Annotated in this window: 20 protein-coding genes and 7 pseudogenes; 16 read left to right on the top strand and 11 right to left on the bottom strand. The window is 68.4% G+C overall.

What is annotated here, in order from left to right:
• The first annotated feature begins 58 nt into the window (after positions 1 to 58).
• From OHS81_RS35545 to OHS81_RS35535, 3 genes are read left to right on the top strand one after another with little or no spacing between them, the layout of a single operon-like run.
• Complete coding sequence (locus OHS81_RS35545) at positions 59 to 1,420, top strand: ferredoxin reductase family protein (protein WP_328390207.1); 1,362 nt, start codon at positions 59 to 61, stop codon at positions 1,418 to 1,420.
• A 9-nt stretch (positions 1,421 to 1,429) separates the two neighbouring features.
• Complete coding sequence (locus OHS81_RS35540) at positions 1,430 to 1,870, top strand: FMN-binding protein (protein ID WP_328390205.1); 441 nt, start codon at positions 1,430 to 1,432, stop codon at positions 1,868 to 1,870.
• The gene (locus OHS81_RS35535; RefSeq protein ID WP_328390203.1) at positions 1,863 to 2,696 is read left to right on the top strand and encodes an FAD:protein FMN transferase; all 834 of its coding nucleotides are present in this window, start codon (positions 1,863 to 1,865) and stop codon (positions 2,694 to 2,696) included. The genes OHS81_RS35540 and OHS81_RS35535 overlap by 8 nt, the downstream gene beginning before the upstream one ends.
• A 92-nt stretch (positions 2,697 to 2,788) precedes the next feature.
• On the opposite strand, the gene OHS81_RS35530 is transcribed toward OHS81_RS35535, so the two are convergent.
• From OHS81_RS35530 to OHS81_RS35520, 3 genes are all read right to left on the bottom strand, one after another.
• On the bottom strand, positions 2,789 to 2,995 hold the full coding sequence (locus OHS81_RS35530) for a tryptophan-rich sensory protein (protein ID WP_328390201.1): 207 nt from the start codon (positions 2,993 to 2,995) through the stop codon (positions 2,789 to 2,791).
• A complete protein-coding gene (locus OHS81_RS35525; RefSeq protein WP_328390199.1) occupies positions 2,992 to 3,282 on the bottom strand; it encodes an SHOCT domain-containing protein in 291 nt (96 codons plus the stop codon). Before OHS81_RS35525 ends, OHS81_RS35530 begins: the two co-directional genes overlap by 4 nt.
• 402 nt (positions 3,283 to 3,684) lie before the next feature.
• The gene (locus OHS81_RS35520; RefSeq protein WP_328390197.1) at positions 3,685 to 4,431 is read right to left on the bottom strand and encodes an RICIN domain-containing protein; all 747 of its coding nucleotides are present in this window, start codon (positions 4,429 to 4,431) and stop codon (positions 3,685 to 3,687) included.
• A gap of 113 nt (positions 4,432 to 4,544) precedes the next feature.
• Here OHS81_RS35520 and OHS81_RS35515 point away from each other — a divergent pair, with 113 nt between their 5' ends.
• Positions 4,545 to 4,685 (top strand): hypothetical protein, encoded by a 141-nt coding sequence (locus OHS81_RS35515; RefSeq protein ID WP_328390195.1) that lies wholly within the window; start codon positions 4,545 to 4,547, stop codon positions 4,683 to 4,685.
• A gap of 391 nt (positions 4,686 to 5,076) precedes the next feature.
• On the opposite strand, the gene OHS81_RS35510 is transcribed toward OHS81_RS35515, so the two are convergent.
• The 5 genes and pseudogenes from OHS81_RS35510 to OHS81_RS35490 form a co-directional block, all read right to left on the bottom strand.
• Entirely contained in the window at positions 5,077 to 6,591 is a 1,515-nt protein-coding gene (locus tag OHS81_RS35510; protein WP_328390193.1) for an ice-binding family protein, read from the bottom strand.
• 1,985 nt (positions 6,592 to 8,576) lie between these two features.
• Complete coding sequence (locus tag OHS81_RS35505) at positions 8,577 to 9,167, bottom strand: DUF5994 family protein (RefSeq protein WP_328390191.1); 591 nt, start codon at positions 9,165 to 9,167, stop codon at positions 8,577 to 8,579.
• A 287-nt stretch (positions 9,168 to 9,454) separates the two neighbouring features.
• Positions 9,455 to 9,871 carry a YjbQ family protein gene (locus OHS81_RS35500; RefSeq protein ID WP_328390189.1) on the bottom strand — a complete coding sequence of 139 codons (417 nt, stop codon included), beginning with the start codon at positions 9,869 to 9,871 and terminating at the stop codon, positions 9,455 to 9,457.
• A gap of 103 nt (positions 9,872 to 9,974) precedes the next feature.
• A complete protein-coding gene (locus OHS81_RS35495; RefSeq protein ID WP_328391664.1) occupies positions 9,975 to 10,244 on the bottom strand; it encodes a hypothetical protein in 270 nt (89 codons plus the stop codon).
• Between the two features lie 312 nt (positions 10,245 to 10,556).
• A pseudogene (locus OHS81_RS35490) lies at positions 10,557 to 10,778 on the bottom strand (ribonuclease BN); the annotation flags it as partial.
• A gap of 59 nt (positions 10,779 to 10,837) precedes the next feature.
• On the opposite strand from OHS81_RS35490, the pseudogene OHS81_RS35485 reads away from it, so the two are divergent.
• Positions 10,838 to 10,981 (top strand): annotated as a pseudogene (locus OHS81_RS35485) (cytochrome P450); the annotation flags it as partial.
• Entirely contained in the window at positions 10,971 to 11,192 is a 222-nt protein-coding gene (locus OHS81_RS35480) for a hypothetical protein (protein WP_328390187.1), read from the top strand. The pseudogene OHS81_RS35485 and the gene OHS81_RS35480, both read left to right, overlap by 11 nt.
• A gap of 565 nt (positions 11,193 to 11,757) precedes the next feature.
• On the opposite strand, the gene OHS81_RS35475 is transcribed toward OHS81_RS35480, so the two are convergent.
• Entirely contained in the window at positions 11,758 to 12,402 is a 645-nt protein-coding gene (locus OHS81_RS35475; RefSeq protein WP_328390186.1) for a TetR/AcrR family transcriptional regulator, read from the bottom strand.
• A 96-nt stretch (positions 12,403 to 12,498) separates the two neighbouring features.
• Here OHS81_RS35475 and OHS81_RS35470 point away from each other — a divergent pair, with 96 nt between their 5' ends.
• Positions 12,499 to 13,581 (top strand): amidohydrolase family protein, encoded by a 1,083-nt coding sequence (locus OHS81_RS35470; RefSeq protein ID WP_328390184.1) that lies wholly within the window; start codon positions 12,499 to 12,501, stop codon positions 13,579 to 13,581.
• A 10-nt stretch (positions 13,582 to 13,591) separates the two neighbouring features.
• Here the strand turns inward: OHS81_RS35470 and OHS81_RS35465 are convergent.
• Positions 13,592 to 14,698: pseudogene (locus OHS81_RS35465) on the bottom strand (transposase); the annotation flags it as partial.
• 194 nt (positions 14,699 to 14,892) lie between these two features.
• Between OHS81_RS35465 and OHS81_RS35460 the strand changes: the two are divergent.
• The 5 genes and pseudogenes from OHS81_RS35460 to OHS81_RS35440 all read left to right on the top strand — a co-directional run bounded on the left by OHS81_RS35460 (position 14,893) and on the right by OHS81_RS35440 (position 19,144).
• On the top strand, positions 14,893 to 15,561 hold the full coding sequence (locus OHS81_RS35460; protein ID WP_328390182.1) for an HAD family hydrolase: 669 nt from the start codon (positions 14,893 to 14,895) through the stop codon (positions 15,559 to 15,561).
• Between the two features lie 88 nt (positions 15,562 to 15,649).
• Positions 15,650 to 15,913 (top strand): annotated as a pseudogene (locus OHS81_RS35455) (IS5/IS1182 family transposase); the annotation flags it as partial.
• A 447-nt stretch (positions 15,914 to 16,360) separates the two neighbouring features.
• Positions 16,361 to 16,651 (top strand): hypothetical protein, encoded by a 291-nt coding sequence (locus OHS81_RS35450; protein WP_328390180.1) that lies wholly within the window; start codon positions 16,361 to 16,363, stop codon positions 16,649 to 16,651.
• An 87-nt stretch (positions 16,652 to 16,738) separates the two neighbouring features.
• Positions 16,739 to 17,191, top strand: coding sequence for a VOC family protein (locus tag OHS81_RS35445; protein ID WP_328390178.1), 453 nt, complete (start codon positions 16,739 to 16,741; stop codon positions 17,189 to 17,191).
• 1,119 nt (positions 17,192 to 18,310) lie between these two features.
• Positions 18,311 to 19,144 carry a PIG-L family deacetylase gene (locus tag OHS81_RS35440; RefSeq protein ID WP_328390176.1) on the top strand — a complete coding sequence of 278 codons (834 nt, stop codon included), beginning with the start codon at positions 18,311 to 18,313 and terminating at the stop codon, positions 19,142 to 19,144.
• A gap of 730 nt (positions 19,145 to 19,874) precedes the next feature.
• Here OHS81_RS35440 and OHS81_RS35435 read toward each other — a convergent pair.
• Positions 19,875 to 20,875 (bottom strand): annotated as a pseudogene (locus OHS81_RS35435) (IS5 family transposase).
• Between the two features lie 200 nt (positions 20,876 to 21,075).
• Between OHS81_RS35435 and OHS81_RS35430 the strand changes: the two are divergent.
• From OHS81_RS35430 to OHS81_RS35415, 4 genes and pseudogenes are all read left to right on the top strand, one after another.
• The gene (locus tag OHS81_RS35430) at positions 21,076 to 21,747 is read left to right on the top strand and encodes a hypothetical protein (protein WP_328390174.1); all 672 of its coding nucleotides are present in this window, start codon (positions 21,076 to 21,078) and stop codon (positions 21,745 to 21,747) included.
• A gap of 838 nt (positions 21,748 to 22,585) precedes the next feature.
• Positions 22,586 to 23,563 (top strand): NucA/NucB deoxyribonuclease domain-containing protein, encoded by a 978-nt coding sequence (locus OHS81_RS35425; RefSeq protein WP_328390172.1) that lies wholly within the window; start codon positions 22,586 to 22,588, stop codon positions 23,561 to 23,563.
• Between the two features lie 167 nt (positions 23,564 to 23,730).
• Positions 23,731 to 24,066, top strand: a pseudogene (locus OHS81_RS35420) (transposase); the annotation flags it as partial.
• A 115-nt stretch (positions 24,067 to 24,181) separates the two neighbouring features.
• Positions 24,182 to 25,918: pseudogene (locus OHS81_RS35415) on the top strand (albusnodin/ikarugamycin family macrolactam cyclase); the annotation flags it as partial.
• Positions 25,919 to 25,932 lie beyond the last annotated feature (14 nt).

Below are 25,932 nucleotides of genomic sequence, written 5' to 3'. Positions count from 1 at the left end.
AGAGGGTCTTCAGAGGTTGCGCTGCGACGCTGGCGCCGACCACGGAAGGGAAGCCCCCATGAGCGCCATCTCGCACACCCGCCGCGGTGCCCCCGGCAGCGCCCCGTCACGGCGGCTACCACCCGCGGCTCCGCTGCTCGCCCAGGGCGTCATCTGCGCGGGGGCCGCCGGTATCCTGGCCCTGTGGTGGACCGGAACGGCGTCCGTGGTGGGCCCGGCGGACTGGCTCACCGGCGCCGGCCGGATCACCGGACTGCTGGCCGGCTACGCCTGCGCGGTACTGGTCGCGCTGATGGCCCGCGTTCCGCTCCTCGACCACAACCTGGGCACCGATCGCCTTGCGCGCTGGCACGCCATGGGCGGGCGCTACACCATCTCGCTGGTTCTGGCGCACACCCTGCTGATCGTCTGGGGCTACGCCCTCACTTCGCGGAGCGACGTCCTGCACGAGACGACCACACTCGTCCTCGACTACCCGGACATGCTCAAGGCGACCGCGGGCTTCGTGCTGCTGGTCGGCACCGGATTCGTCTCGGCGCGTGCCGCCCGGCGCCGCATGAGCTATGAGACCTGGCACTACCTCCATCTCGCCACCTACCTGGCCGTCTTCCTCGCCTTCGGTCATCAGCTCGCCAACGGGGCCGACTTCGTGGGCCGGAAGCCGGCCCAACTCGGCTGGTACGCCCTGTACACGACGGTGGCTGCGCTGATCGTCTGGTACCGCTTCGTGGTCCCGGTACGACGGGCCCTGCGCCACCGGCTCCGCGTCGCCGACGTCCGCCCCGAGGCACCGGGCGTGGTGTCGGTGCACCTCACCGGGGAGCGGCTGACCGAACTCGGGGCCCGGCCGGGCCAGTTCTTCCGCTGGCGTTTCCTGGCGCCGGGCCTGTGGTGGACCGCCAATCCCTACTCCCTCTCCGCGCCGCCGCTCCCCCACCACCTGCGCATCACCGTGAAGGAGGCCGGCGGACACAGCGCGGCCCTGGCCCGGCTGCGGCCCGGCACTCGCGTATGGGCCGAAGGCCCCTACGGTGGTTTCACCGAAGCGCGCCGCCGGTCGGCGAAGGTGCTGCTGCTCGCGGGCGGCGTGGGCATCACCCCGCTGCGGGCTCTTTTCGAAACCCTCCCCGGCGAGGTCACGCTCATCTACCGGGCACGGCGTCCGGAAGACCTCGCCCTGCGCGCCGAGCTCGACGCGATCGCGGCCGCGCGCGGCACGGCCGTCCACTACTTCGTCGATGAACCGGCCGGGCACTCCGCGCCGTTGACCGCCCGCGCACTCAAGAGCCTGATACCGGACCTGGCCGGCCATGACGTGTATCTGTGCGGTCCGCCCGGTATGACCGGCGCCGCCCGGCGCGCGCTGCGCGGTGCCGGCATACCCCGGCACCGTATCCACCACGAGTCGTTCGAGTTCTGAGGAGCCCCCGTGCGCCGAGCCGTTCTGACCGCAGCGTCGACCAGCGCGCTGATCGTCCTCCTGCTTTCCCTCAAGCCGCACCAGCCCGCCGGCCTGACCGGCGACCCGGCCCGGGCGGGCGTCGCACCTGCCCCGTCGCCCACCGGACGTCCGCAGCGAGGCGGCCACCCGGCCGAAGGCACCTATACCGGCGCCCGGATCAGCACGCGTTACGGCACCGTACAGGTCGCGGCCACCCTCAAGGCCGGCCGGCTGACCGCCGTCAAGGTGCTGCACGCGCCGTCCGAGAACGGCCGCGACCGTGAGATCGCCACCTACGCCGTCCCGCGCCTGACACAGGAAGCGCTGAGCACGCACAGCGCCCGCATCGACGCAGTGTCCGGCGCCAGTTACACCAGTGCCGGCTACATCCGGTCGTTGCAGAGCGCCCTGGACCGGGCCGGTGTCTGAGGCCCGGCGCGGACTGCGTCACGTCGAGCGGACGATGGGCACGGTGTTCTCCTTCGACATCCGCGACGCCCGCACCCCCGCCGTCGAGTCTGCCCTGGTCGAAGCCGTCAGGTGGCTGCACCACGTCGACGAGGTCTTCTCGACGTACCGTCCCGACAGCGCCGTCAGCCGGCTGGCACGCGGAGAGCTGGGACTCGACGACTGCCCCGCGGAGGTATGCGAGGTGCTCGACCTCTGTGACCAGGTGGGACATGCCACCGGTGGCTGGTTCAGCGTCACCGCGAACGGCAGCCTCGATCCGACCGGGCTGGTCAAGGGCTGGGCGGTCGAACGTGCCGCACAGATCCTGAAGGCCGCCGGCGCCCATCACCTCTGCGTGAACGGCGGCGGCGACCTCCAGCTCAGCGGGGAAGCAGCGCCCGGCACTCCCTGGCGCATCGGGATCGCTCACCCACTGCGCCCGGGCGAGCTGTGCACCGTCGTCACCGGACGCGACCTGGCCGTCGCGACCTCGGGCACCGCCGAACGCGGGGCCCACATTCTCGATCCGCACACCGGCACTCCCGCGACGGGTCCTGCTTCGGTCACCGTCGTCGGCCGCAGTCTCACCACGACCGACGCCTATGCCACGGCGGCCTTCGCCATGGGTGCGGGCGCCCGCGACTGGTTGGCGGGGCTCGACGGTCACGAGGGTTTCGCAGTGGCATGGGACGGCAGCAGCTGGCACACCCAAAACTTCCCGGGATCGGTGTGCGACGTCGTCGGCCCGGGACGTCGGCGGGATGAGGAGCCGCCTCCCGGTAGCGCCCCGCGGCCGTTCCTGTAGGCGACGACCCGCCCGAGGACGCTCCGCTCATTCCCGAGATATGCGCTGCGCTCTTCCCTGCCCGCCGGCACCCTTCGCCCCGAAGGGGAGTCTCAACAGGACGAGTTGCTCCGGGCGATGGCGAGGTTGAGGGTGGTGACGAAGGCGCACCACGCCGCATAGGGCAGGAGGACACGGGCGGCCGTACTGTCGGAGCGGGCGGTGCGGCGGATCAGCTCCACGTTGCTCACATCCAGCAAGAGCGTTCCCAGCACGCCGGCCTTGGTGCTGCGCCGCCCCGCCCCGACCGTCGCGCTCACCGGTGCTCCCGCAGCAGCATGAGCCGACGTTTGTACTCACCCTCATCGATCTCCCCGCGGGCGAACCGCTCGGCGAGCAGATCCTCAGCCCGCCTGCTTCCCCAGCCAGGCTCAGCGGAGGAGGGGGACGGTCCGCTCGGGTCGCTGCGATGGCTGCCGGTGAGGTAGCGGATAAGCGCAACAATACCGGCGATGATCAATGCCCAGACAAGCACCATCATCACGGCCATGACGAGCCAGGCGCCCCAGCCCCAGCCCCAGCCCCAGCCGCCGTCGAACCACATCATGCCGATCACCTTCCCTCGGCCTGTGGACAGGCATGGCCTACCTCCGGCATGCGCCGTCGGAGGCAGCCAGGCCCCACTCACCACCCTCCCGCCGGGCAGCTCTGCGCCCCATCCGCCGTCCGGCCCCCGCCTGCCGACAGATGGCCTATGTCCAGCAGCCCACCAGATAGCCGGCGTGCCCCTGGCGGGCACATCCACGGCGCGGTGCGACAGGACCCTGCGGACCAATGAGAACTACCGAGCGCAGTTTTCCCTGGTCTGTCGCGGTTTCGTGTCTCCCTCACTGACAGGCATGTTGCTGACTGTGGCCAGGAAGCTCTTGCTCAGCAGGAGGAAGCCGGTGAACGTCCCACGGCGGTTTTTGCGTGCGGAGGGCATGACAGGCTCCGCACGCGACCGTTCTCACCTGTAGTTCGGCGGGCGGAAGTGGAACATCTGGTTGGGGTCACCGTTCCAGGGATAAACAATCATCGATTGCAACCCGTTCCTGGGGACATCGAGCACACCGCGGTGCTCGCCCGTGCTGCTGAAGTTGTCGAACGACCAAGCCGACCAGCCGCTCCCACCGTTGTCGGATATAGCCCAGCGGTCGGAATTCTCGTCACATGGATGGGCCTCGATGTGGGCTATCGGGTCGTCGAAGCTGCTCAGGCACTTCCCGGCATCAGGGCCAGAGGCGACGGCCAAGAAGTAGCGCTTCCCCTTCCAGCCGGATTCGCCCGTCGGCACAAACTTGAAGAGTGAGGCGTCGCTGTGATCCCGGGCATACAGCCAGTGGTTGTCGGGGTCCACGGTGAGCATGGGGGTTTCGTCGCCAGTCTGGTCGTCCCACGCCCGCATATGAAGCTTGCCCTCTCCCCCCTTCCACGGGTCCTTGCCGTAGCGATTGTGATCGTCCAGGAAGGCGCAGCCCTTCGCCTTCGCGATGGCGTAGAGCGCAAGATAGCCCAATGCCTCACTCATGCCGCCGCTGCCCGAGCCATCGAACTCATCCATCTTGCGCTCAAGCTCTTCACAGCTGAGGAACTCGTTCGCGGTCACCGGACTGCCCCGGCAGGCGCGCTGGCGGCCACAGGAGCTACGCACAGTAACGACGCGGCCGTCATCGCGGACACCACCACCGCGTTCCGCAGCCTGATCAAACTTCACTTCTCTCCGTGCCGCGCTGCTCCCGTGGTGCCGTGACCGGACCGAGAACGGCCAGTTGTGGCGCGACATGGTGATCGGTTCCTGGCCCTGGTCGACAGCGTCGACTGCCGACGTTGCGCGAGGCTCGCGCCGCGATCCAGCTGCTGCAACTGCTCAGCGCGAGCAACGACGCAGCCGGCATCTGGCCGGGAACCTGGCGCCCCGGCGATCCTCTGACGGTCAGCCGCCGTCTCCGTAGCGGCATGGAATTCTGAACGTGGCTCTGACCGGCCCGCTGGGGGCTCTACACGGAACCTTGGGGCTGTGAGAGCCGCTTGGCCGTCCCGGGGCCGATGCCGAGACAGGGAAACACCGGCCCCAGTCCTCACCTGTGAGCCGTTCACGCACCACCGGCGCCCGGGGTGTTCCGCCCCCCGTCTCCATCCGGCCGACGGGCGTGATGCCGACGGGCTCACCACTAACTTGGAGTCGGGCTGTCCCCCGTCCTTGCACGACGGGGGACAGCCCTTGAGCGACAGCCCCTGGGGGCAGGCCGCTCACCGGAAGGCCGTCAGGCCAGGGTCGGCGCTGCGTGGATCAGATCGCCCTTCGCGAGTTCCGCGACAGGACCCGTCACGCCGCCCCGGTCGATCGGGCACCGGCGGTTCACACCGGCGGGAAGCAGGGCCTCAGGGCGCCGGTGGCCTGGACCGGGACGCCGCCGACGGTGGCGGTCGCCGTGTAGCTGCTGGCGCTGATCTGCAGGATGGACAGGCCGGCGTTGAGGGTGGCGATGCCGTTGGCGTTGGTCACCGCGGTGCCCACCGGCAGGCCGGAGACGAAGAAGGTGACCGTGACGCCCGCTTGCGCCGGCGTGACGGTGGCCGTCAGCGTCGCCGCGAACAGGCTCGGAATCGGGATGGGCAGGTTGACGTGCCAGCAGGCGGGCGCGACGCTGAGCGGGCCCGTCGCCGGAGTGACGCTGATGGGGAGGGGCGCGGAGACGACGCCGGTGCACGCGCAGGCGGTGCCGGCCGCGGTGACGGTGGCAGTGATGGTGGCGGCCCCGGCGGTGTTGAACGTCAGCGATCCGGTGGCGACACCGGCCGCGTTGGTGGTGGCGGTCACCGGGACCGCACCACCGGTGAAGGTCACCGACCCACCGACGACCGGCAGACCGTTGCAGGTCACCACAGCGGACACGGGGGTCGGCTGCCCGACGACCACCGGCCCGGTCACCGGCTGGATCACCACCAGGCAGGACGGCTGCGGAGTGACGGTGATGGGGAGGGGCGCGGAGACGACGCCGGTGCACGCGCACCCGCTGCCGGCCGCGGTGACGGTGGCAGTGATGGTGGCGGCCCCGGCGGTGTTGAACGTCAGCGATCCGGTGGCGATGCCCGCCGCGTTGGTGGTGGCGGTCACCGGGACCGCACCACCGGTGAAGGTCACCGAAGCACCCGAGACCGGCAGGCCGTTGCAGGTCACCAGAGCGGATACGGGGGTCGGCTGCCCGACCACCACCGGCCCGGCCACCGGCTGGACCACCACCTGGCAGGTGGACAGGGGCGGCACGTTGACCGCGTTCGAGTCCAGCGTGACGGCGGCGCCGAGAGCCAGCAGCCGGCCGTCCACGATGGCCCCCGTCGTGGCGGTGATCGAGGTGAAGGCGAGGATGCTGCCCCTGATGGTGGAGCCGGCGCCGAGCGTCGCGGAGCTGCCGACCTGCCAGAAGACGTTGGCGGACTGCGCCTGGTTGATGAGGTTGACGTTGCCGGCGGCTCCCGTGATGAGCGTGGTGGTCGTCTTGAAGATAAAGACGGCGTTGGGGTTGCCCTGCGCATCCAGGGTCAGTGTCCCGTTGAGGGAGAACGTGCCGGACAAGGAGTTGTACACGCCGGGGTTCAGGGTGGTCCCCCCGAGTTCCGTCGCGACGGTGCCCGTGACCGGTTGGGAGAGTGCGTTGGCGTACCCAACGAGCAGGTCGGCCTGGGCCTGCGCCGCGGCAGCGTCGTTCACATGGATGGTTCCGGTGACCGTTCCGGGAGGGAAGCCGGTCACCGCACCGGCGGGGCTCACTCCGAGGTCGCCGGCGACCACGGTGGGGCCGGTGTTGGTGATCGCCGTGTTGGCGAGCACCCCGTAGGTAGCGGCGGTGCCCAGAGGTACGGATGTTGCCATCGTGGATTTCCTTTCCAAGGGTTCCGGGGCAGCCCTGACGCCGCCCTGGATCTGTGGGAGAGCGGCGCGCTTGCACCGCTGCGACCGGCGCCTCGGACACGGGTTGAGCTGTGCCGTCTGCTGCGCGCCGGGATGAACATGAAGGCTTCGGCCGAGCCTGGTGTGCGCACTCGCCACAGCTGCCTGAGCGCACTCAGGCGTCGGCGTTCGTACCGATTGCTCCTGGTGACGCCGCACCGGAGGCCGCCTGATGCCGGACCGGACGCAGAGGGTGTCCCGCATCCAGGTCTGGTGGAAAGAACAGGGGGAGTCTGGAAACCGGCGGAGCGGTCGCCCGAGTCGGTCACTTGGGCGTGCTAACGGTCCATGGGGCCCAGCTTGAGATGAGATCCGCCGATACCGGTATGGTCGAATTCAGCGGAGTCGGCAGCGTGAGTTGATTTTTCACTCACCACGACTCAAAGCAGTTGATGCCTTCTCGACTGAAAACCCTTTCGCATGTCGAGCCCTCGCGATCTAGGGGGTGTCGTTCGGATCATGGTGGATCAGGGAGCGGGGTCTGGTGCGTGCGATCGCAAGGCGGAGGAGGGAGTCGACGCGGAGCGTCGGCGAGTGACGACAACGCGGATGGGGGTCCCCCCGCGCCGTTCAGGCGTGGGGGAGTGCGTGCCAGACCCCGCGAGCCCGCCATGATCCGAACGACACCCCCTAGGTCTGCGTGGATCTAGTTCGGGGGCTCCTCAAGGACCGACTGGCAGTCAGATCACAGCTGGCAGGGGCAACTGACCAGCTGTCCAAGGAGCGCCCATCAGGAAATGCCGCTGACCGCTACCGGCCAACCGGCAAAACATGAGCCCCCGAGAGGGATGGGCGACCTCCGGGCTCACCATTGCTATTTAAGGCATCACCGGCGGGCCCCGGATAGAGGGAGGACCCAGATGTCGCCCGAATGGCGGAGCGCTTACCCAGGGCCGCTGCCGCGAGCGTGCGTGAACATCACGCCTTGGCAGCGGAGCGAACTCACGGCCAGCACAAAAACGCGGGCTGGAACCGTTCGTGCACGGACACCCCTGGGGGCAGTGGCACTGCTGGGTGTTCTGGTGCTGGTAGTGCCAGAGCGTCGCCGCGCTGCGGTAAATGGCCGCGAATCAGGGGGAGTTGTGGTGCGGTCCGCGCCACAGGAAACGAACGTCGGAGGTCAGCCGCTGCGTCCCGTCGGTCACCCACCGGCGACCGTCTCCTTGCAACCTGATCACCATCCGAACGCAGTGCCTTTCGTGCGCCCGAGCGACCGCAGATCTCCACGGTGTCGATCAACTGCCCGGCACGCCATCACCTCCTGAGAACACTGGTAAACGCCCCCGAAGGAGTCGACACAGCCCAGACGAGCGTCGGTTTCCGGGTCCGGCGTGACAGGGCACGCGTCGCTACCGGTCCGTACACGGGCGCGTGGTCACTGTGCGGCGTGGACCAACTGGCCACGAGGAGGGTGTACGTGGGGACTGAGGTCGCGTAGCTGGTCGGCGTCGCAGACCTCAGAATCCGTCCTGGCTTTCGGCGGCTCGTGCAGCGGCTGCTGCTGCACAGTCACCGGGAGGCCCGAAGCGACGGCGCGGGGCGACCTTTATACGGACCGCCCTTCGGCGGCACCTCGGCTGATATGCGGAGAAGGGCCCGGACGGAATGCTGTTCGCGGGAGAAGGGCAAGCAGCCCCGTGCGCGGTAACCGGTCCGACGAGCAGTCGGCCCGGCCCCCGCCGTTGCCGCCCGGGCCTGGGCAAGGGAATGGGAGCCTTCGCGGGTGCGTCGCTGCCGCCCATCCAGCACTATGTGCCAACGAGGACCAGGTGGCGTGTTGCGGCGCGCGAATGGCGCACGGTGGAAGACCGTCCGGATAAGAGATCAGCCCCAGGCTGTTGGCCTGGGGCTTTCCCCCGGAGCGGGCCGCGGGACCGACGTCGCGCTCGCGATGACTGACACGACGCTCAGATGCCTCTCGTCGCATCTGCCACCTGAGCAATAACTGCTCGGGCGGGGGAACGTGAGGTCGGCAGGCGTGCTCCATGGCCGCCTTCGGAGTCCCAGACCGAGACCAGGGACAGTTCCCTCTCCTCCGCGATCCGGCGTTGCTCCGCTTCGTTCATCAGGGCACTCGCGGTGAGGGTACCCAGCGGATCGGCGGCCTCGGTCATGAGCCGGGCGGCGGTGGCCGGGCTGGTCTCCGGAGGGATCACCAGCAGGTCCCAGCGGCCGACGGTGTAGGAGAGCAGCAGCAGCTTGTGGGGATCTTGCTCGGCCTTGAACCAGCCCACACCCACCACATGCCCGTCGACGGGCACCTTCCGTGGGATGACCGGCCAGAAGGTGGGGTTCACCGTGACGTGGGTGATCCGCCCCCACAGCGGGTCAAGGACGGCCATCAGTGCGGGAAGCTCCGCCGTGAGGTCACGGGAGCGGGGCCACCACGCACCGTCGAGCAGAGCTGGAGCGGTGCCGGCCGGTGCCAGCATGAGTCGCAGGGGCGGCGAAGAGGTCCGGTCTTGGACCGCCGGCGTATACGGAATGGTCGTGGTCATGACGCAGACCTTGCCCCGGGCCGATCGCACCGGCCCGGTGTCGTGAATCGCCGAAAACGACACGAGCGTGGAGGCTGGTGTGCGAATTGCCCTCGGTAGTTCCAGCTTACTCCTGGTAAGGCTCGCCGGGCCGAGCCGGAGCGACGGGGCGAACGGCACAGGAGCCCTTGGAACAGTCGGCCCGAGAATTGCGAAGAGGCAACGCCTCCCGTGCGGGCAGCCGGACGCTCTCGTGCGACATCGGCTGCCAACGGGGCTGCCGGCCGCACGACGCGTGGGTCGTGCGGTCAGCCGAGGAAGGACAGCCGGACCTGGCGCTCGGGGCCGTCCCGCTCGGTGTTCACCAGTACGACGGACTGCGACGTCCCCAGCTCCAGCTCGCCATCGACCACGGGCAACGTGGCGTGTGGTGGCACCAGAGCCGGGAGCACGTGGCCGCTGCCGTGGCCTGGACCACCGTGGCGGTCCCTCCAGCGGTCGTCCGCGGGAAGAATGCCGCGGAGGGCTGCCAGCAGGTCATCGTCACTGCCCGCGCCGGTCTCGATGATGGCCAGGCCGGACGTCGCGTGGGGGGTGAAAATGTTCAGCAGTCCGTTTCGCCCATGAGCGGCCTCCCGGAGGAACGCGGAGCATGCGTTCGTCAGGTCGTGCAGGGTCTCAGTGGCGCCGGTGGTGATGGTGCGGGTGGTGAAGGTACCAGCCATGCTTCACCGGTACCCGCCACGGAGGAACGGCATAACGGCCGGATGGGTGGTTTTCGGGCCTCCGCTCGCAGCCGAAGGGTTCGGACGCCGCCGGAGCATGGCGTCAACCGTGCTCTTCCTCAGCCTCCATGCGCCGAATGCCCTGGTGCGTCAGCGTGACCATGGCCGGCGTATTGCCCGCGGCCCAGTCGACTGTGATCAGATCCTCGCCCACCAGATACGTGCAGGCGGCAGCCAGATCCTCTGCCGGGATCGCGAGATCTTGCGCCAGCTTGGCCCCGGTGACACCCAGAAGGCGGTTGCCCTCTGTGGCCTCGTACAGAGCCTGCATGATCTTCTCGCGGTACGCCCTTCGCTCGGTCAGTGATGCCATGACTGCTACCTCTGGGGAGAACTGCGCCGCGCTCACCGCCGTGCCGGTGAACTTCTGCGACCCGGCGCGCGGCCTCGGGTAATGCGGCGACGATACGGACCCCGGCCATCCGCGGCGAGCTACCGACGGACGGAGAGTCGACCGGGCCCACCGCCGGCCTTCCGGCTCCGGCAAGGACGGGAGCGCTCGAAATGTTTCGACCTGTTCACCGTACCCCGGGCGGCGGTCCACCGAACCCGCGCCCGCGCCAATCCTGGAAGGGCGGATGGCCCGCGTGTGCAGCCCGCAGTACGGCTCCTGGCCGAGCCCCACTCCCACACCGACCAGCCATGACTGGACGACCAGGACGGTTCCGATGGCGCCGTAGGTGACGGCGCTGGACGCGATCAGCGGAGAGAAGACGAGCCGGGAGAACCACCGAAGGCCGATCAGCCCGATCACCGTGACCACCGCACCGGGCAGCAGGGCGCCCCAGCCGATCCGCCCACCGAGCATCATCCGCTGCGACCACCAGAAGAACAGAACGGCGCTCAGCAGTGCCGTCGCCGTGAGAGCCGACGGCTGTCGCCACGGCGTGGTGGTGGCGGACATGAGGTATCCCCTACTGCTTCGGGGCCCCGCCGGCCCGGATGGAGGCGCAGCTCGCCCTGCCCCGCCTCTTCCGACGAATCGAGAACCCACGGCTGCCGGCGGACCCGCCGCCCTACCGCGTCGACCCCGTCCTCCGTGGCCCCCGCACTGGGCCGGGCCACCGCACACATCATCAGCCTCCCCGTACGGCCGGCCGCACTCGCGCTGCGTACGTCCCCCGAGGCCCTCACCGCGGCCTTGATCCAACTCAGCGCGGCCTGCCTTCTCACGTGCTCCTACGACGGCGCCCCCCACGCCGCACAAGCCACGATCACCCTGCTGCCCATCGGTGTGGGCGGTGCGACCGGCTCGAAGTAGCGTCCGATCGCGCAGCTCTGTTCCGTCCCTCGCAGCCGACGAAAGGACTCCGGCTTGCTTCGGCGCGAAGACACCGTCACCGGGCTGCCCGCCCAGGCCAGAACACAACCTTCAGCGCCGGAGGCTACGTCCTGGGCACCGCCATCACCGACGCCTGTGCACCGCCCGGCACCCGAAGGTCCTCAGCCTCGCCTTGATCATCCTCAACGCCAGCCGCGACGCCACCTTCGCCAGCCCCTCCCCACGCCACCCACGGCGGCGACTTCACCATCTAAGAAGCTGTTGTCTTTCCGATCTTGAGCGGTGTCCGTCGAACGGGAGTCTCGATGGGTTGATCGTGGTCGGTGCCGGGCATGGGAACAGGGCCTCGTGGTAGCTCAGAGGTGTCTGCGTCAACGAACGCAACCGGATGCCGAGGTCGGTCTCACAGGGGCAATAGACCCGTTCGGGCTGGGCGATGGCGCGGATGAGGTTGAGGGTGCTGGCGTTGGCGGCGTGCGACAGCATCACGTTGCGGAGGCCGGTGGGGGCGTGAGTGGGCTTCAGGCGGTGTCGTTGCTGGAGCTCACCGCCGGGGTGCTGTGAGTGGCAGGAGCACTTCGTCCACGATGGCTTGCACTTCGGCCTCGGTCACCGTTCCGGTGTCCATGGATTCGGTGAGGATCATGCGGGGGCCTACCGAGGCGACGCGTGGGGTGAGGCAGGCGGGGTCGGCTTCACCCCGTTCGACGGCGGCGCCGAGAAGGCTCAGCAGGATCTGCCGGTTCGGCAGCATGACCAGCTCGCGTACGCGTTGGTGCAGCTCGTGGTTGTGGGTTCGCTGGATGATCAGGAAGCGCAGGGCGCGGCCGCGGGGCTCGTCCAGGACGTGGGCGAAGGCTCCCAGTAGGGCGATCAGGTCTCCGCGCAGCGATCCGGTGTCCGGAACGATCGGCTTGCCGAAGCCCGCGACGGGGTCGGAGAGGGCGTCCAGAACCAGTTCGGTCGGGGTGCGCCAGCGGCGGTAGAGCGCCGACTTCCCGGTTCCGGCTCGCGGGGCGATCTTGTCGAAGGCCAGCCCTTCGAAGCCGACGTCGTCGATTTCCTCGAAGGTTGCCTGATAGATCGCCTGGGTGAGCGCGGCCCCGCGCCGCCGCGTGGACTTCCTACTGCGGCCAGGGTCGTCGTCCTGGGCGGCGGGGGCGCTGGAAGGTCCGGAAGGGGCGGTCACGTCTCCGGTTATAGCCGTGTGCGCTGACGCTTGTCGATCGGGCATGGCGGGGTACAGTTTAGTGGACAAATCTGTTCCCTATTGGGAGGTCCTTCCGTGCTCACCACATCAGCCTCCAAGACAGCCCTGGCCAACGTGCGCGTCTTCGACGGGCAGCGGCTGTCCGAGCCCCGCACCGTGGTCATCGACGGCCGCGTGATCGGCACTGACCCCACCGGCGCGCGGGAGATTGACGCGTCCGGCGCCGTACTGCTGCCGGGCTTGATCGACGCACACGTCCACCTGCACGGCCCTCAGACACTGGAGCAGTTGGCCTCGTGGGGTGTGACCACCGGCCTGGACATGGCGACCTGGCCGGCCGAGCTGGTCGCCTCGCTGCGCAAGGCCACCGGATTCGCGGACTTCCGCACCGCCGGGCTGCCTGCCATCGGCCCCGGCGGAGGGCACGCGCACATCCCCGGAATGCCGGAGCACGCGATCATCCGCACCGCCAAGGACGCCCGGAACCACGTCGCCGCCCGCGTGGAGGAGGGCGCCGACTACATCAAAGGCATGGCAGAGGCCCCCGGAGACGGCGGCCCCGACCAGGAGAGTCTCCGCGCCCTCGTCGAAGCGGCCCGCGCCCACGGAAAACGGACGGTCATCCACGCCGCCACCACCGGGGCATTCACCGCAGCCGTGGCCAGCGGCGCCGACTTCATCACCCACATCCCCGTCGACGGCATCACGGCCACCGACGTCGCCAAGATGAAGGAGGCCGGTCAGATCGCCGTTCCCACCCTCACCATGATGGAAGCCGTTCTGGCCGGCCGGGCCCCCATCACCGGCCCTCTCAAGAGTGTCGCCGACCTGCACGCGGCAGGAGTGGAGATCCTCGCGGGCACCGACGCCAACAGCCAGCCCGGTGCCCCCGCCAACATCGAACACGGCCAGAGCATCCACCACGAGCTGGAGCTCCTCGTCCAAGCCGGCCTCAGCCCCGCACAAGCCCTGCGGGCCGCCACGATCCTGCCCGCCCACGCCTTCGGCCTCACCGATCGCGGTGGCATCGAACCGGGCCTGCGCGCCGACCTCGTCCTCATCGACGCAAACCCCCTCGTCGACATCACCGCCACCCGCAAGATCCGCGCCATCTGGTGCGCCGGACAGCCCGTCGCCCCGCCGCAGCCGGCTGAGTAGGGTCGGGGACTGGCGCGGCCCACCCCAGCGTCTGCTTGATCATCCGGAAGGTGTGCTCCAGATCGAAGCGGCGCAGGAACGCCTGCCAACGCAGGTCGACGCCCTCGCCGGTCATGCCGCTGGCCGAGGACCACAGCCAGGCCGGGAGCGGGTCGTGGCCGCCAGGAAGCCGGTCGACCTCAAGGCGGATCAACGTGCCCTCGATGACGGGGAGTTCTCCGGTGTGGTCGATCCACGCTGAGCGCGTCGTCAGACGAGGATGAATACGGTCCCAGGCCATCGCGTGAGCGGTGCCATAGCGGTCGGTGACCTGCGTCGCTGCGGCATCGGGCTCGCCCCAGGTGTCGGGTTTGGCGAAACGGAACTCCTTGCCGTGCTTGGGCGGGCGCCCGCCCTGCGGAGGTGAGATCCACGGGACCGGGACCGGCTTGCGCATCACGCGGTCCGTGCGCATCCGCCCCAGCACCTCGACGGGCAGGCCGGCCAGGAGGTGGGCCATGCGCGGGGCGTCGTAACCGGCGTCGAAGACGATCAGGATGTCGCGGTCACCCGTCTTCCAGCGGCCCATGTCGATGAGGTCCTCAACCACCCGGCGGACCTGGGCGGCCGTCACCTCGGCGACATCGTCGACCGGCTCCAGCCGCAGCGCATCCAGGATCTGGCACCACGAGGTCCGGCCCGACTCCAAAGCGGCGACGAACGAATAGGGCCAGCCGGGCACGAACTGGTCCGACGAGCGTCCGCTGCGGCCGTAGACATGGCAGAACAAGCGGTCCGGGCTGGTCAGCGCATCGGGACGGAGCCAGTGGGTCACGTCGACGGCCAGGACCAGACGCCCGTCCGCGGCCTGCGGCTGCGGCAGCCTGGCCAGCACCTGCCGCAACTGCGGCACGTCGACGTTCCCACTGTTCAAGGCTTCGTACATCGCGCCATGCCCGCGCCGATGCTCGGCCGTGAGCGTGAGGTCCACCGGTGCCTTCACCGGTCCGTCCGCGCACAGCAACGCGTCGGTCAGCTCGAACAGCGTGTCCCCGCGCGTGGTCAGGCAGTCGAAGAAGTCACCCCGGAAGCGTGACGCCACAGCGAACGCCTCCCGCCGGACATCGTGATGCAGCAAACTCGTCCCCCACGGCCTTCGTACTGGTCAAGTGCCTCTTTCGTCGGAGCACAGGATCAGACGAAGGCCGTGTTCACGTCCCCCAAATCCTCGTACGAGCGACCACGTTCGGAGCATCTTTCGAGGTCAGACCATAAAGAACAAGCTAAGGGTTGTCCCGTAATCGTCCGGTAGGTGCCTGGCATGATCGACGTATGACCAGTGAATCTGCGCAGTCAGGCCGCTCGAGGTACGTGCTGTTCGATGTCGACGGCACGTTGATGGACGCGGTGAGCAACCAGCGCCAGGTGTGGCGAGCGTGGGCGAAGCAATACGGGCTGGATGCGGACGAGGTGTACCAAGTGGCCCTGCGGATGCGGCCGATGGAGACGTTCGCTGCGGTCTCGGGGAACCTCGATCCGCATGAGTGCCTGGCCGCGCTGCACGAGTTGGAGGACGAGGATGTGCGGTCCGGCGTCTATGCGGCCTTCGACGGCGCGTCAGAGCTGCTGCGTAGTCTGCCGACGGAGTCCTGGGCGCTGGTGACCTCGAACTACGAGCACCGGGTGCGCGGCCGTTTCCTGAGGACGGGCCTGCCGGTGCCGGGCGTGATCGTGGACGCGGCCACTGTCGAGGAGGGCAAGCCCTCTCCCGTTCCGTATCTGCGGGCCGCTGCACAGCTGGGTGCCGAGCCGGAAGACTGCCTGGTCATTGAGGACGCACCGTCCGGAGTGCAGTCCGGACTGCAGGCTGGGATGACGGTGTGGGGCGTGAACGCCACGGTCGCGGTGGAGGGCGTACACCGCCACTTCGACAGCCTGCGTGACGCGGTCCCCCACATCCTGGCCTTCGTGTCCGGACCGCACGGGTATGCCACGGCCTGAGCCCGTCCGCCGGCATCGAGCATCACTGGGATGATCTTCGTGTGGCTGGCGTGATCACGGCGTCCGAGCCGTCCTGGATAGCCCCGTTCGCAGAACCCGCGCCTACCTGCGCAAGCGCGGTATCGGACACGTGATCCGAGAGAATCGGGACCAGGCAGCCGGCCGCCTGCGCCGAGGATCCCACGGCGGACGGCCTCCCGGATTCGACCGGGACCACTACAAGAAGCACAACACCGTCGAACGCGCGATCAACAAGCTGACGCAGTTCAGAGCTGTCGCGACCCGCTACGACAGGCGCGGATATGTCTTCCTCGGCACCGTCACCGCCGCGGCACTCCTGACCTGGCTTCGCTCGCAACCGGAGAGATGCATCCCACTGCCGTCCACACTGTCCCATGTGGACCGGGAGCCGACGGGTGAGGCGAAAACGGGTTGCGGCCAGGCACGTGATCGACTTGGCGCAAGTAGCGGCAGAATGCAAGGAACTTGGAGCGGTTCTTGGTCTTCTTGATGTGCCGGGAATGGGGCTACCTCGCAGCTCAGGGTCAGGTCACGGCCGCCGTCATCCCCGACCTCCCGCGCACACAGCCCTTCTGGTTCACGACATCGCGGCCGGGCACATTGCCGGTGGGCGGGGCGAGGCGGCGTGCGCGCCGGCCGGACGGGCGCTGGAGACCGGTCTGCAGTACCGCTGTGGGCGGATCGTCGAGCGGGTACGCGCAGTATGGCGGTCGCTGACCTCGTGCGCCCCGCCCCGGCCCGTGCGGGACCTGGACACATGCCTCCACGGCGTCCACCTGTGAGCAGCAAGGGCGATTCGATGCGTGGGGGAAGCACCAGCCACCGTGGCCGTGGCCTGGACCGGGACGTAGAGCGGCAGGTCCGCGGCCTCCTCGACGATGCGGTACACGAGACCGAGCCGACTGAGCTGGTCGCCGTCTCGTGCATCGCGGACGTCCCGGACAGCTGGTTCGCCAAGGCGGTGCTGAAGCACAGCAGCCGCCTGGAGGTCGTCGTCCCCGCCGGGGGTACCGCGCGGGCCTGCACCCCGGTCCAGGTGGCCCAGCCGCACGACGCCTCCCGAGGATGACCTCTCCGAGCCGGAGCGTCCCTGCGCCGCCACAGGTGCCCATACGTCACTATATGCGGAAACATCTCACTTGCCTGGAGGTCGCGCATGAGCCACGATGATCTTCCATACCCAGAGACCGGGCTGCTCCTCACCCACTTCCTGACGGTGGCCGATGTCCCCCGATCCCGCGCCTTCTACACCGACGTTCTGGGCGGTGAAGTGGTCCTCGCCGAGAACCCCTGCATCGTCAAGCTCGCCAACGGATGGATCATCATGAACCCCGGCGGCGGGCCGACCCCCGACAAGCCAGACATCACTCTGCGCCCGCCCACCGACCCGAACACCGTCAGCAGCTTCCTCAACATCCGCGTCGCCGACATCGAAGAATGTCACCGGCGGTGGAGCGCCAAGGGAGCCGAATTCCTTACCCCTCCGCTTGATCGCAAAGCCGAACTGCGCTGCTATCTGCGAGACCCCGACGGCTACCTCATCGAAGTAGGACAAGCCACCGGCATGCAAAAGGGCGTCTTCGCCGACCCACCCGCCGGCAACAACTGACACCGACGAGCCGCGACCGCCTGCTGCGGAACCCAAGGCGAGACGGGGCATCGACAAGCTCAAGCAGTGGCGCGGCCTGTCGACGCGCCGCAGCCGGCACCGTGCAGCCCACCACGCCGGCTTCACTCACGCCCGCCCTCAGCAACCCGAAGGCACCGCCGCGGTGAACCTCTCCGGTCACGGCATCAGGTGCACGCCTGTGCCAGCCGCTCGGGCTCCGAACCACCCATCGGCTGCGTCGTCCGGCTCCGGGGTGGCGTGAGAAATGGTCTCTTCGGATGTGGTGTCGGCGTGATCTCGTAGCCGGAGTTGATGCGCAGATCGCCTGGGGTCGACCGCACGCTGATCTCTACGATCTCTTCCCAGCCGGTCGCCTCAACGGGCGGTGCGGCGTCAAAGCAGTGGGCTCTACTCGCACGTAACCGGTGTTGATGCCGGTGAGGACGAACATTTCCGACGATGTGGTCGCGTGTACGAGTGTCCTCGGGGAAGCTACGACGCTGCCCGCCGGCAGACAGTCCCTCCTTGGACGTGGCCAGGGGGTACTCGTCACAGCTCTTTCCCTTCTTTCCCTGAGGCAGTGACTCGTCGCTCGGGCAGGCCAGGTCTCGGTTGCGTTTCATGGTGGCCGCGTTCGTCGTGCGAGTCAGGGGGCCTTTGAGGGTGGCTCCCGGCGGGCCGGAGCGCTGAGCACGCGTGATATGCGATGCCAGTTGCGGCGCCCTGCTCCTGCGGTAGATGAGCGGTGAGGCATGCCACGGCACGACACAGCCGACCGTAGGCCTGCCGCCCGTCGCGTTGTCGCAGCGGAACCCATTGAGTGTGACGGAGGATTTCGACCCGATAGCCCCACCGGGGCACTCCGGAGTCGCCGTAGCTGTAGTTGGGGCAGTTCGCGCCTGTACCTCGTTCGCGTGGAAACCCGACGCCTGGAAGTCAATGGCCGCGCCGGGAACAGCCGGGCCGGTCGGCTGGTTGCATCGACCGAGGAACCGGCGCCGCACGGGCGGGGAACACGGAGACCACAAGGTCGTCCGCCCACCAGGATCCGGTCCCCAGGATCGCGGTATGCCCGCCGCGCACTCGGAACAAGACGTATTTCTGCAGGAGGACTGTTTCATGACCGACCGGCCCTTGACGCTCATGGCAGTACACGCCCACCCCGACGACGAGGCCACCGGAACCGGAGGGGTCCTCGCGCGATACGCGGCGGAGGGCATCCGCACGGTTCTCGTGACGTGTACCGACGGCGGTTGCGGTGACGGACCGGGGGGTGTCAAGCCGGGCGATCCCGGGCACGACCCGGCGGCCGTCGCCTTGATGCGCCGTCAAGAACTCGAGGCGAGCTGTGACGTCCTGAAGGTCAGCGATCTGGAGATGCTGGACTATGCCGACTCCGGGATGATCGGCTGGCCGAGCAACGACGCCCCCGGCTCCTTCTGGCAGACCCCCGTGCAGGAAGGCGCCGCCCGACTTGCGGAACTCATGCGGCACTACCGACCCGATGTGGTCGTCACCTACGACGAGAACGGCTTCTACGGCCACCCCGACCACATCCAGGCCCACCGCATCACGATGGCGGCGCTGGAGATGACCGCGCTGACACCGAAGGTGTACTGGACGACGATGCCCCGCTCGATGATGCAGAGGTTCGGGGAGACCATGCGCGAGTTCCATGAGGACATGCCGGAGCCGGATCCTGCCGAGGCCGCCGCGATAGCCGAAATCGGCCTCCCCGACGATGAGATCACCACGTGGGTGGACACCACTGCCTTCAGCAGTCAGAAGTTCGACGCACTGGCCGCGCACGCCAGTCAGGGCGAGAACATCTTCTTCCTCAAGATGGGCAAGGAGAGGTTCGGCGAGTTGATGGGCATGGAGACCTTCGTACGCGTCAAGGACGCCACCGGCGCGGCCGTACCCGAGAACGATCTCTTCGCCGGACTGCGCTGATCCGCCCGTCCGGCCGAGGCCTTTCCCCGGGCCCCGGGGAAAGCTCATCGGCCGCACGGCGCGATCGAGCGGGTCACACACCCGGAGGCTTCTCCACGCGAGTTCCGCTCCGGCAGCCCGCTTCCAGGCACCCGCCGGCCGCGTCGACGCGTGCCCGCGCCCGCGGGGTTGGCCTCTGGGCCCCGGCCGACGAGCGACCCCGCCGGGCGAGCCCGCCCCGTCACCCTGGCGACCAACGCGATGTCCCCTTGCCCGCCCTCAAGCAAGCTTCCGAACCATTTGGCGCTGCCCCACGGTCACAGCCCCGACCGTCGGCGCCTCGCCCTCTCCCCCGCCCGGCTACCACCCGCAGTCGGCCGCATCGACGCCACCGCACTGACCTGATGACCCATCAGGAGAGTCAGCATCAGATCAGCAAGAACCGTGCCAAAAAGGGCTGCACTCCACCACACCTGCGCACGACAGGAGCACCCAAAAGCGCCCCTGACCAGCATGTTTGCCGCCCTGTCAGGCTTGAACGCAAGGACATTCCACCGGGCGTAGCAGGTGTAGTCCATGTCCTTATGGAACAACCAAATTAGGCATCTCCCAGAGGGCAAACCCCGCCCACAACGGAGGGGTGCTCAACTCCCTGTCATTGCACGCTGTTGACACATTGATCCCCATGGCCACCACAAAAGACCTCTCAGGGTAGGGCAGCACTCCCCCTAGGGCGGGTATCGGGTCGTGATCAAAATGTTCGTGTGAGGTCCTTGACCCAGATCATGGAGGCGCGGAGATGAAGGCCAGCGAGGTAGCTGGCGGGGGTTTTGTCGTAGCGGGTGGCGATGCCTCGCCAGGCTTTGAGCCTGTTGATCAGGCGCTCGACGGTGTTCCTCGCCTTGTAGAGCTCAGCGTCGTGACTGACGGGTCGGCCACCCCTGCTGCCCTTGTTCTTCCGGTTGGCGGTCTGGTCCTTCTTCTCCGGGATGACCGCCTTGATCTGGCGCTTGCGCAGGTAGCCGCGGTTGGCGCGGGATGAGTACGCCTTGTCCCCGGCGACCGCATCGGGCCGCGTGCGGGGCCGCCCGGCAGGGCCGCGGACCCGGACCTTCTTGAGCACGGGGATGAATTGCGGGCTGTCGGCGGCCTGTCCCGCAGTCAGGATCAGCGCGAGCGGGCGGCACTTGCGGTCGGCGGCGATGTGGACCTTGCTGGTCTGTCCGCCCCGCGAGCGGCCGAGCAGAGCGGCCTTCAGCCGCACTCTGTGTCGGTGCCGAATGCGCCTTCGCTCTTCACGTGTGGCGTCGTCGCCGTCGTCCTGTCCGGCTTGTTCTTCTGGGCCGCCCCCTTTTGCCAGGCCTTCTCCTCCTCGCCGGCGGCCTTCTCCATGGCGGTCAGGATCTCGTCGTCCATGTGCATCCCTGCGGCGTCGTAGTGGGCCCGGGTGGTGGTGGAGTCCACGCTGACCAGCGAGAGGTCCACCTCGTCCCGCTTCGCGGCTTCGGCGATCAGGCCCTCCAGCAGGGACTCGAAGACACCGGCGTCCCGCCACTGCCGGAACCGGTTGTGGACGGTGGGCCAGGGGCCGAACTCGGCCGGCATCTCCCGCCACTGCCCGCCCGTCCTGAACCGCCAGATCACACCCTCGAACTGCTGCCGCAGCCGCCCGGGATACGGGCCATACGCGCCGATCGGCAGGTACGACTCGATGAACTCCCACTCCGGGTCGGACAGTTGCACTCGGGTCATGCAAGAAGCTCTACCGGCCCAGGCCCCGCCGCGAAGGCGAATCCCTCAGATTGACCACGACTCGGGCTCCGCTCATTGGGTGATGCCGTCGCCGGGGCTGCCGTCCTGAAGCTGCAGAAGTCCCGCACGCGCCAAAATCCCCAGGTGAACTCACGGAGCACCACGCCCAGCTCCCATATCCACATGACCAGGAGGGTTCCATGCCGGGCCATCAGCGCCGCCATCTTGCACTGCCTGCCGACTTCGCGGCGGTACTGCGCCGGATGCGCACGAAGCGAGACCGTCGCCTCAACTCCGTGCTCCACGCGGCCGTGGCGGTCGGCTGGACAAAGCAGTCACTGGCCAACGCTCTCGGCTGTAGCCACCAGAACGTCGCACAGCGCATGCAACAGGCACGTGCGCAGCGGGAAGTCAGCCTGCCCGCGATTCCCTTGCCGCCTCCAAAGCCCGATCCCGAGCCGCAACCGGACCGCGCTCGCAGGAAGAGGTTCAGAAACCCGGCTGTTGCTGCGCGCCTTCGAGAGCTGCAAGTACTCGCCACAACCGTCCGCGGCGGTATGCCGTCATCGGCGCCAGCGCGAAAGGCTGGCGAGGAGCTGGCAGCACTCCTCGCTGATCTCCACTACCGGCAGGCGGTGGCGATCATGGAGTTGTCACGTGTCATGGGAGTCGGGCGGCCTGCGATCCAGTCTCGGCTTTCACGGCACGGCTACCGGCCATTGCCGCCATGCAAGGCCACACAGCGATATCAAAATGTCAGCCCGATAGTCCGTGACGAATGCAGCACCAGAAGCACCCGACCCACCAACAACGGAGAACCACCCACTGATCACGACACCGGCCGCGGCACCGAACCGCTGCAGGGCACGTGAGGTGAAGAGTCCGGCACCCCGCAGGGGTGCCGGACTCAGTCGTGCCGCTCGGCCGGCCGACGAGGTGGTGTGTTTCAGCGGCGGGGACGGCCCGCAAGATGGCGGGTCGTTGCGGTAGGCCGTCGGGACGGCGTCCTTGAGGCGGAAGCGGCGCTCGCAGCAGGCGCGGGGTCTCTGCCTCAACCATCGCGCAGCGCGGCATGCTGTCGGGGTGCGGGAACTCCACCAGGTGCAGCGTCGTACGGCTGGCTTTTGGGTGGAAGCCGGCGTCGACCATGCATCGTGCGACTGCCCTGAAGTCGTCGGCGCGGCGCAGTGCAGCGCTGCACGAGACGCCGGTCTCGGTCACTGGACCGGCGTCCTGCACGCCGTCCCGTACTTTGTTTACTGGATTCGCCGCGAACAAAGTTGCCTGTCTGGTCGTGGCTGGCGACGTCCGTTCGCAGCCGCACGCTGTCCCATTCACCAGTCCTCACTATGGCGCAAACTCTGCTGTCTCGGGTCCCGTTGGCGACGCTACGTTGCTGCGATGAATCCTGGAGCAGGAACGAAAAGGAAGAGATGGATCACGCGCGGCCCCGTGATCACTTTCGGGTTCGTGATTGCTCTTCTTCTCGCTATGGCCCCCAGCAGCAATGCGAAGAACGCTGACGTCCATTCCGTGCGGGACCTGTCTGCGCGTTGCGAGCAAAGAGGGCTGAAGTACCAGCCAAGTACCGCTCCTCGCGCTGGCATCTACATGTGTTATGGCATTTCCAAGTCACCTGCCGCAACGTCGCAACAGGTCTGGGAACACAGCGGAGGTCATGCCGGCTCCAGCACAATGAGGGGCCCGCACATGGTGCCTGACACCACTCCATGGGACTTCCCCTCTGATGCGTGTGTGTACTCCAGCGGCAAGCCCCATGACCGATTCACTGCGTGCTGGCGCGATGTCCTCACGTACGAGATGGTCGCCGTCCCCTCGAACACGCCTGTCGGTCACGCCTCCGCGCAGGTGCTGATGTGGCTGAAGCTGCATCCCCTGGACCGCAAGATTGAGATCGGTCAGAAGATCAACGTCTTCGAAGCCACTGGCACTCTGGCAGAACCCGGAATGTTCGAAGTCGCCGCCGACCGCATGTGCTATGTCGCCGAAGATCAGGAGTGCAACCAGATAAGCAGCAATATCCCCGCTGACAAGCAGGGTACATTCGTCCCCATCGCCTATAAGCAGCCGCTGCGCGCGGACTGGGTGGTTCAGTCCGTGGGCGGGGATCTGGACGAGGCGATAGCTCTCCCGCGGGTCGTTCCAAGCATTCAGTGGGAGGCCCTGTGGCCAGGTCAGGACCAAGTGCAGTCGATCTACGGCTACTTAGAAGAAGGGCAGGATCCTCGATGTGACTCCGCTTCCTATATAAAGGGAACCAGCGGCGGATGCGTCTTCCCTGACGTCTGGCCTACCATGTACTGGGATCTCTACGGGCCAGCTCCAGAAAACGCGGCGCATATCAAGCGAGCCCAGGAGGATCCGGACTTTCCGCACTGGGGTGTCAAATCCTACGGCCCAGGTCACCAATTGAACCGAGCTGAGCCCGGAACGCGCAAAGAACGCAGCGCCGAAGCGTGCAGAGACTTCTTTCCCGTGCACACCGGAGACCAATGCGATGAATACCCCTTTGGATCCACATACCAGGGTGGAGCCGGGGCGAGCATCGACAGCATTCCGGAGCTGGACAACAAAGCAGGCGGTGGAATCATCAGCAACTTTTACAATCAGCAACGCGTCCTCACCGACGATCCATTCTGGGTTTCTACAGGATGGGGGCCCCAGTAGCCACACGCCGCCTTCTTGCGTCCTGCGGCCGCGCCCCCGGATTGAGATCCGTTCGAAGCGAGATGGACCCGGTCCGTCCTCTGTGCGGGCCGGGTCACCAGCACGACCGCGGGGCCTTGTACGTCCTTTGGCAGCGTCGGGAGCCCTGGGCGCCCCCTGAACGCTTCCGGCCCCGCACGCGGCCCGATGCGGTCGCCGGGGACAAGGCGTACTCATCCCGCGCCAACCGCGGCTACCTGCGCAAGCGCCAGATCAAGGCGGTCATCCCGGAGAAGAAGGACCAGACCGCCAACCGGAAGAACAAGGGCAGCAGGGGTGGCCGACCCGTCAGTCACGACGCTGAGCTCTACAAGGCGAGGAACACCGTCGAGCGCCTGATCAACAGGCTCAAAGCCTGGCGAGGCATCGCCACCCGCTACGACAAAACCCCCGCCAGCTACCTCGCTGGCCTTCATCTCCGCGCCTCCATGATCTGGGTCAAGGACCTCACACGAACATCTTGATCACGACCCGATACCCGCCCTAGGAGGCGCCGGGCCTGTTCGTTCTCGTGCTGGGGCACGGGACGGGCGGCCCGGCGCCTTCGCCTTTCGACGAACGCGTAGATGGGAGAGGCCGATGAGGTGGAGCGCGGGATGGTACGGCGGCATCGGGTATGACCGGTTGCCGGCCGGGGGCAGGGCGGTGTGTGGCCTGGACGGCACATGGACGGTCGGGTGGCCGAGTGTCAGGGTCCGCGCCGTGGGCCAGGGCCTCGTCGCGCTCGCGGTGGTCGGCGAATGCGGCGCCGATGACGACCAGTTGGAGCGTGCACTGCCGGTGGTGCGGGCGAAAGGGTGGCGGGCGCTGACCCGCTGGCCCGGCTCGTACCTGACCGTCGCCCGCAGTGGTGAGGTGCTGGCGGTGATCGGTGACCTGGCCGGTCAGCACCCGGTGTACTGGCGCACCGACGTCGCCGGGACATGGTGGTCGACCTCCGCCGTCGCACTGGCGGCGCTGGACGGGGCTCCGCCCGATCCCACTGCGCTGGCAGCCCACCTTGCCCTGGCCCAGCCGGACGTCCTGGGGCAGTGGAGCCTGTTCCGCGCGGTGAGCCGGGTGCCGACCGGACACCTGTTGCTGATCACCCCGGAGGGCGCGTGCGCTGTGCGGTACGAGCCGGCCGAGTACGAGCCGGTGGACCTGCGCGATGCCGCGCCGACGGTGCGCGCCGCACTCACCGAGGCGGTCGGTGCCCGGTGTGATGGCCGGCCGGTCAGCGCGGATCTGGCGGGGCTGGACTCCACCACGCTGGCCTGCCTGGCCGCCGAGCGCGGGCCGGTGACCGCGGTGACGTTCGCCGACGCACGTCTGCGGGACGACGACCTGGCCTACGCGGTCCGCACCGCGGCCACGGTGCCGGGCCTTGCCCACCGTACGGTGCCCGGGAGCCCGGAGACCGTCTACTACGCCGGCCTTGAGGACCTCTCGGCGCTACCGGTCACCGACGCCCCAAACGCGTATGTAGTGACGGCCGCCATCAAGCGCACCGTCCAGGACACCACCACCGCACGCCACCCCGCAGGCGTGCACCTGACCGGCGCGGCCGGGGACGCGGTACTGTCCGCGCCCTCCACCTATCTGTCTGACCTGCTGCGCGAGCGGCAGCACCGACGCGCCTGGCAGCACGCACAGGCCCACGCCCGGCTGCGGCGCACCTCCGCCCTGACCCTGCTGCGGCGGGCCCGCCCCGCAGCCCGTACGGATCTGGCCGGGGCATGGCGGCAGACAGCGGCCGAACTGCGGCGCCCGCCGCGCCCGTGGGTGCCGCAGGCAGAGCGGCCGGTGGCCTGGACGCCGCTGCTGGCCACCGCCGACTGGATGAGCCCCGACGTCCGCGGCCGACTCGCGAGCGCCCTCGACGTCGCCGCCGAACTGACTGGCGAGCCCGCCCGGCTGGCGGCGTGGGCGGACCGCCAGGACCTCGTGCGGGTGGGGGCGGACACCACCGGGTGGCGTGACATTGCGCTCGCCGGTCACGGCGTCGAGGTCGCCGCCCCGTTCCTGGACAACGAGGTCATCCGGGCCTGCCTGGCCGTGCCCGCCGACCAGCGCGGTGCCCCGGGCCGCTACAAACCGCTGCTGGGTGAAGCGTTCGCCCAGGCCGGCGTGCTGCCGCCCTTCGTTTTGTCGCGGGTGACGAAGGGTGGCTTCAACGCCCTCGCCTACGCCGGCCTGCGCGAACACGCTTCTGTTCTGCGGGATTTGCTCGGCCCTTCCTCCCGGCTGGCCGCAGCCGGCCTGATCACCGAGGCGCCGGTGGCCGCGATGCTTCAGCGGGCCGTGCTTGGACAGCCGACCGCCCAGGGCGCCCTGCACCTCGCCGTCGC

The organism is Streptomyces sp. NBC_00400, from assembly GCF_036048035.1.
Classification (GTDB): domain Bacteria; phylum Actinomycetota; class Actinomycetes; order Streptomycetales; family Streptomycetaceae; genus Streptomyces.
Note: the sequence above shows the minus strand (reverse complement) of the source record. Positions and strands in the feature narration are given on the sequence as shown.